Source organism: Ideonella sp. P3_A4 (assembly GCF_056403075.1).
On record NZ_JBFUGE010000347.1, the window covers coordinates 1 to 6,469 of the forward strand.

Annotated in this window: 9 protein-coding genes; 5 read left to right on the top strand and 4 right to left on the bottom strand. The window is 65.7% G+C overall.

Translation table 11 applies throughout. From position 1 onward, the window contains the following. Positions 1–1,071: TonB-dependent receptor plug domain-containing protein (locus AC1DYI_RS23580; RefSeq protein WP_477206567.1), on the top strand; the 1,071-nt coding region annotated here is incomplete at its 5' end. 20 nt (positions 1,072–1,091) lie between these two features. Here AC1DYI_RS23580 and AC1DYI_RS23585 read toward each other — a convergent pair. Next, positions 1,092–1,352 carry an RNA-binding S4 domain-containing protein gene (locus tag AC1DYI_RS23585; RefSeq protein WP_477206568.1) on the bottom strand — a complete coding sequence of 87 codons (261 nt, stop codon included), beginning with the start codon at positions 1,350–1,352 and terminating at the stop codon, positions 1,092–1,094. 105 nt (positions 1,353–1,457) lie between these two features. Between AC1DYI_RS23585 and AC1DYI_RS23590 the strand changes: the two genes are divergently transcribed. Then, positions 1,458–2,489 (top strand): hypothetical protein, encoded by a 1,032-nt coding sequence (locus AC1DYI_RS23590; RefSeq protein WP_477206569.1) that lies wholly within the window; start codon positions 1,458–1,460, stop codon positions 2,487–2,489. An 11-nt stretch (positions 2,490–2,500) separates the two neighbouring features. Here AC1DYI_RS23590 and AC1DYI_RS23595 read toward each other — a convergent pair whose 3' ends face one another. Genes AC1DYI_RS23595 through AC1DYI_RS23605 form a run of 3 tightly spaced genes read right to left on the bottom strand, consistent with a single transcriptional unit; the run spans position 2,501 to position 3,856 of the window. Further along, positions 2,501–2,995 carry a GNAT family protein gene (locus AC1DYI_RS23595; protein WP_477206570.1) on the bottom strand — a complete coding sequence of 165 codons (495 nt, stop codon included), beginning with the start codon at positions 2,993–2,995 and terminating at the stop codon, positions 2,501–2,503. Between the two features lie 13 nt (positions 2,996–3,008). Further along, a complete protein-coding gene (locus AC1DYI_RS23600) occupies positions 3,009–3,377 on the bottom strand; it encodes an HrpB1 family type III secretion system apparatus protein (protein WP_477206571.1) in 369 nt (122 codons plus the stop codon). Then, a complete protein-coding gene (locus tag AC1DYI_RS23605) occupies positions 3,374–3,856 on the bottom strand; it encodes a hypothetical protein (RefSeq protein ID WP_477206572.1) in 483 nt (160 codons plus the stop codon). Before AC1DYI_RS23605 ends, AC1DYI_RS23600 begins: the two co-directional genes overlap by 4 nt. Positions 3,857–3,999: 143 nt before the next feature. Between AC1DYI_RS23605 and AC1DYI_RS23610 the strand changes: the two genes are divergently transcribed. The 3 genes from AC1DYI_RS23610 to AC1DYI_RS23620 form a co-directional block, all read left to right on the top strand. Further along, entirely contained in the window at positions 4,000–4,239 is a 240-nt protein-coding gene (locus tag AC1DYI_RS23610) for a hypothetical protein (RefSeq protein WP_477206573.1), read from the top strand. Between the two features lie 199 nt (positions 4,240–4,438). After that, the gene (rsgA, locus tag AC1DYI_RS23615) at positions 4,439–5,509 is read left to right on the top strand and encodes a ribosome small subunit-dependent GTPase A (protein ID WP_477206574.1); all 1,071 of its coding nucleotides are present in this window, start codon (positions 4,439–4,441) and stop codon (positions 5,507–5,509) included. A 208-nt stretch (positions 5,510–5,717) separates the two neighbouring features. After that, positions 5,718–6,469 (top strand): YncE family protein (locus AC1DYI_RS23620; RefSeq protein ID WP_477206575.1); only part of this gene is annotated, 752 nt, incomplete at its 3' end.

Sequence of the window (6,469 nt, forward strand, 5' to 3'; positions counted from 1 at the left end):
GACATGGGCCGCCGCGCCGAAGACGGCAGCACGTTGTTGGTCAGCAGCGCCTTGCCCGACCCTTTGATCAACACGCAGGACGATCTGCGTGCATCCACCCAGCGCCTGGYGATTTATGCGCAAGACGAGTGGAACCTGACGTCGCAATGGGCAGCCCATGCGGGTCTGCGCTGGGAAGGCATCACGACCGAAGGCGAGGGCGAAAACACGCCCGACGCGCGCAATCGGTCAAGTGTATGGACGCCACTGCTGCATGCAGTGTGGCGGCCCGAGCCGAAGAGCCGCGACCAGGTCCGCATGAGCCTGACGCGCAGCTACCGTGCGCCAACGCTGCAGAACCTGCTGGGCCGCTACAACGTGTCTTCGCGTGACCCGCTGGGCGAGAACTCACCAACCACGCCGGACCGTGCGGGCAACCCCGACCTGCGGCCCGAACTGGCCACCGGCATCGACCTTGCGTACGAGCATTACCTGCCCAATGGCGGGCTGCTCAGCGCCAACGTCTTCTACCGCCGCATCCGTGACCTGATGCGCACGCTGACCACGTTGGAAGACGTGCCCGGCTTCCCCGCCCCGCGCTACGTCGCCCGGCCGCAAAACGTCGGCAACGCGACCACGCAAGGGGTGGAGCTGGAAGCCAAGTTCCGCCTCAATGAGCTGGTCGACGATGCACCGGCGGTTGACCTGCGCGCCAATGTCAGCTTGTTCAATTCGACGGTCGACAGCGTGTCCGGCCCGAACAACCGGCTCGACTCGCAGCCCGGCGGCACGGCGAACTTCGGCGCCGACTACCGCTGGCCTGGCACGCCGCTGACGACAGGCGGCAACTTCAACTACACGCCCGGCTACACCACGCGCCTGGCAGAAGATCAGTGGCTGACGCAATCGGCCAAGCGGGTGTTCGATGCCTACGTGCTGTGGGCGATCAGCCCGGTGATGCGTTTGCGCGTCACGGCCAGCAACCTGCTGCAGCAGGACGCCGAGACGGTGAGCCTCGTCAATGCCGAGCGGGCCGACACCGTCGCATCGACCTTCGTCAACTGGCGCGTACAGCTGGAAATGAAACTCTAGGACCTGGCACCCTACGCCGCCTAAGGCGTCGGCTCCCCCGATGTGGAGCGATCGCCAAGGGGCGGCCCGGCGGCGATCTGCACGCGTTGGCCAGCGTATTCGACACATTGACCCGCGCGCATCTTCGCGGTCTTGCGCAACTCGACCTGGCCGTCGACCCGCACTTCGCCAGCCGTGATCAGCTGCCGCGCGCTGCCGCCGCTGGGAGCGAGTCCGGTGGCCTTGAGCAAGGCATCCAGCGCGATGTGCTCGCCGCGCAGTTCGAATTCAATGGTGTCCATCGCGCCATTGTCGCGCCCCCCAAACTCCGAGCTTGGCACGTACAGGTGGAAGGACTAGCATGTTCCACCCATCTGTCGGGTTACTTCGCGTTACCTGGAGGTCTCATGAACCAATTTCCCTTCTGTCGTCCGTGGATCGGCATGGCGGCGATCGCGGCTCTGTCGGCGGCTGGCATCGCGTCGGCCGCACCCAGCTACAAGCTCGAGTACCTGAAGAACGACGGCCCTGCAGTGATGGACACGATCTATGGGATCAACGACAGCGGCCTGATGGTCGGACGGTTCACCAAGATCGAGCCGTACCCCAACAAATACTCGTTGGCCACACTGAGCGGACGGACGGTCACGCCACTGCCCGACACCCCCAGCTACATCAACCCTGCCATCAACAACGCCGGTGACGTCCTGGGCTCGGCCAACGCCGGCAAGCCGGTGGTCGTCTGGTGGCACGATGGCACGCGCGAGATGATCCCGAACATGGTCTACGGCAAGGTGATCAACACCTCGGGCCAAGTGCTGGGGACCTACAAGATCACGCCGCTGCAGCCGGTCTTCGGCATGCGCTACGACCACGGCACGACGGTGAAGCTGCCACCGCTGCATCCGACCGGCGAGGTCTATGTGTATTCGATGAACGACCAGGGCGTGGTGGCCGGCATGTCGGCGGTGTTCACCGACATGTACCACTTCTATCCCGCGATCTGGGATGCGAATGGCCAGGGCCACAGACTGGGCGATGACACCGTGGTCGGCGAGGGCGAAGCCAAGGCGATCAACAACCACGGCCACGTCAGCGGTTGCGCCGATGTGATCGGCTGCTTCCTGTACGACGGCACCAACTTCACGCGCCTGCCCGATGTGAAGACCCGCCCGGTGGAGGGCGTGGTGGCGATCAACGACGACGACGTGATCGTCGGCTACTCCGGGGCAGGCGCCAAGCGTGGTCCGGTGGTCGTGCGCAACGGCGAGTCGCACTACCTGCAGGACATGATCGGCAAACGCGGCGAAGGCTGGACCTACATGGTCGCCTATGACATCAACAACGCCGGCCAGATCGTCGGGCGCGGCACGCAAAACGGCAAGATGGTGAACTTCATCGCATCACCGATTGCCGCTGATACCGCGGCTGCGCCCTGAAGCGTTCGCCCTCAAGCCGCGGGTTCGACAAGCGCCTGAACCCGCGGCACGGTGGTGTGGGCAACACGTTCGAAAGGGTGCGCGGTCTTGCGCGTGCCACCCTGCGGCGTCATCAGGTAGGTGATGTGCTGGCTGTCTGCCCGCAGCCGCTGCCAGCCATTGCGTTCCATGAAAGCCAGGCAGATCGTGTTGTCGGTATCGATGTCGACGACGATGTCGGCCTTCAGGCTGAACAGCCACTCAAGGGCCGGCTTCAACAGCAGCGCCCAGCGGCCGCGAAACGCCGGCAGCACGGCGATGTGGGCCTCTGCACCGTCGAAGATGATGCCGCCGATCGGCTGCCCGTCGGACAGGAAGCCGATCGACGGGCAATCGCGATAGAAGTCGACGAACACAGCGGGTGTCACGACCTGCAGCGTGGCCGAGCCGTCGCCAATGAATCGCTCCGAATCCGCCGTATAGAACACGGCCAGATCGACGCAAGGTGCCAGTGAAAGGCRACGCATCGCGCCGTGGCCTTCAGTTTGAAAACTCGGCCTCCAGCGACCGGCCGAGCAAGGCCTTCATCGCCAGCCGCACCGATTGGTCGGGGCTGTCCTCGAGGGTCTGCGCCATGCCCTCCCAGCAGGGTTCGCCGAGCAGGTACAGGCAGAACGCCTTCAGCTCCGGGTGCGGATCACCAGGCAGCGATTCGAGGTGGCACAGCGCTTCGCGGCACTGCCCGCGTTGAATGGCGATCAGCACGGCAAAGACCACCAGGTCTTCGGGCGTTGGATACACCGCCGAGATCTGCTCGAGCATCGCCTCGGCCTCATCCAGGCGCCCTTCGCGCACAGCCTCGACCATCGGGCGGACCAGCTTTCGGGGATCGGCGTCGGTCGTGTTCATGGGCCGCCCACCACCGTGTTCAACGCTGCCATCTTGAGGTTGTTGGCGGCACCGGCTGCCGTGAAGTCGGACGCGGTCGCGGCGGCACCTGCAGTGGCGGTGAGCGCGCCTTGTGCGACCTTGCTCAAGTTGCCGGTGGCCAAGCCACTCACCGTCGTCGCGAGGCCGTTGCGGACCGACTGCATGTCGTTGGCGACCTTGTCGATCACGCCTCCCGCCACGCTTTCGATCTCCTTGTCGGCCCACTGCATCAGCTGGTCCAGCTTGCCGCCCATCAACGCGTTGGCGGCAAAGCCGGCGGGCGACAGGTTGGCCGCATTTCGCGCGACATCGAGGCCGGCGCCGAGCATCTCCTTCAAGCCGCCGGCAGCCTTGCCGAAGTCGAGCTTGACGATCCCCTCGGCGACGTGGCCGGCGGCCTTGAACGCATCACCGATGCCGTGGCCGATGGCGTTGAATGCTTTTCCGATGGCACCCATGACAACGCTCCTTGAACTGGTTGAGACCGCTTTGTGCCGCGGCGGGTTAACGAATCGGGCCGCCTCGCGAACGCCAAGCGTCGCTGGTGCGCGCAGTGTGTTCACTGTCGATGGATGGACTGCCGGCGCCGCGAAGAGGCACGTTGAAAAGCGAATCGAGCAGCGCAGACTTCGCCTCGGTCGACAGCCGGCTGCACCCAAAGACCGAAGCGTTGCATCCTCACGCCGCAGGATTGACAAGCCGTTGCGCCCGCGGCAAAGTCCGCCACCTTGAGCCGCGATCCCGCGGCGCATCGCCCAACCAACCGAAGGAGGCTGCCATGGATGAAGTCACCACCACCCTCTCTGCGGTTCGCCAGCCACTCGCTGCCTTCCTGCGTTGACGTCTTGATCTGACGTTGGGCCGTCGCCTCTGACGGTCTCGGGCCAACGCCCACCACGCACCGGCAACCTGCTGCCGGGCGATCCGCACCCAAACCCTGAATTGTTCTGGCCTTCTGGCCTGAGCTGCCGCATGCGCTTGCCGGTCAATCCGGCTGCGCAGACGGCCCCCGTTTGTCTCGACGCGGATCACCTACAGCAATGTTCGACACGATCGACTTCCAAACCCTGCGCGGCATCGGCCTGACCCAAGGCCTCGTGGCGCAGATGTTCAACCTTCAAACCGAAGCCGGCGACCGGCTGATGCGCGTTGTCGAGGTACAGCGCGACCGCCTGCGCCTGCACGACGGCGTGAACGAGCACGTGKCCCAGGTCTGGCCCACGCTGCGCCTGGCCTTGCAGATGCAGGGCGACGTGCTGGTGGTCGGCGACTGGGTCGCCGCACGCACCGGTGGCGACCTCGGCGATGCGCTCTGGGCCGCGGCCCGCGTGCCGCCGGTCAATCACCTGGTACGGCGCGACAGCAGCGGCCAACGCCAGACGCTGGTCAGCAACGTGGACACCGCGTTGCTGGTGATGGGCGCGGGGCAGGACTTCAACCTGCGCCGACTCGATCGCTACCTGGCGCTGGTGCGTCTGGCCGATGTGTCACCGCTGGTGGTGCTGAGCAAGGCTGACTTGTGCACCGACCCCGCGGCGCGGGTCGACGCCGTACGCCGCCACACCAGCGACGGTGTCGACGTGCTGGCGCTGAACGGGCTCGATGCGTCGAGCGCCGATGCACTGGCACCGTGGCTGAGTGAAGGCCAGACGCTGGTGCTGCTGGGCTCCAGCGGCGCCGGCAAGAGCACGCTGACCAACCGGCTGACCGGTGCACTGCAAGACACCGGCGGTGTGCGCCAAGGCGACGAACACGGTCGTCACACGACGACGGCACGCTCGCTGCACCGTTGCCCGAGCGGTGCTTGCATCATCGACACGCCGGGGCTGCGCGGCTTGCAGCTCGACGCCGACGAAGCGCAACTCGACGCGRTGTTCGACGACATCTCGCGCCTGGCGCCGCTGTGCCGTTTCCGCGATTGCCAGCACCAGGACGAGCCCGGTTGCGCGGTGCGGCCGGCTGTGCCGGCCGGGCGGCTGCTGAGCTACCACAAGCTGCAGCGCGAAGCCCGGCGTCACGAGATGACGGTGTTCGACAAGCACAAGCTGCTGAGCGAATGGAAGACCCGCGGCCGCGAGGCCAAGGCCGTGGGCCGCAGTAAGCGCGGATAGTCGATGTTTTTAGGGTGGCTCATCGACTGAGCCAGTCGCTGCCTACACTGTCTTCTGCACTGACTGATCTGCAGCGCCCCGATGAGGAGGAGAGGGTGGAAACGTCGCCGTTGGGGCGACCGTATCCGCCCCTGGGCAGCGCAGGTCAGCAGGTGTGGCGCGGCTTCATTCGAGGCCGTGCACCGATGGTGACATTCAAGGAGAACACATGACGAAATCAATCCCCTGGATCCGTGGCGTGGCGGCGTTGGCTCTGGTGCTGGCCGGCTCGGCGCAGGCCGACACATTGGCCAGCGGCTTCATCCCCGCCGAAGGTCGCGTCGACGTCGCGTTCGACACCAACAGCCAGGTGCTCTACATCAGCGGCGGTGCGCAGGTGCGGCGCTTCGACTTCAACACCAAGAGCTTCCTGTCGCCGCTGGCGCTGGGTGGCTCGACGATGGGCATGGACATCTCGGCCGACGGCAAGAAGCTGGCGGTTGCCAACGCGTCTCGCGGCGCGGACAAGAACTTTGTCGATGTAGTGACGCTGAAGACCGGCAAGGCCAAGCGCGTTTCGTTCCCGCTGGCGTTCTACGAAGGCGGCACCTACTCGGTGGCATACGACGCGGCAGGCAAGCTGCTGGTCACCAGCCAGTTCGAAGGTTCGGGCACGACACCGCTGCGCCGCTACGACCCCGTCACCGGGTTGAGCGATCAGCTGGGCGAGCTGCGAGTGCCGGCGATGGTCAGCCCGAGCGCGACGCACCGCTACGTCGCGGTGGCCGAGGGCAACATCTCGAGCGGGCCGTACGGCCGCTACGTCACCGGCGACAGCAGCTACCAGTCTTCGAACACGACGAACTGGTTCCTGTTCGAAATCGCGATCGCGCCCAACGGGTCCCAGATGTCCGTGCCGACCTACAGCGGCACGTTCATCAACGACGCCAAGAAGACCTTCCCGACGGTGGGCACCTACGC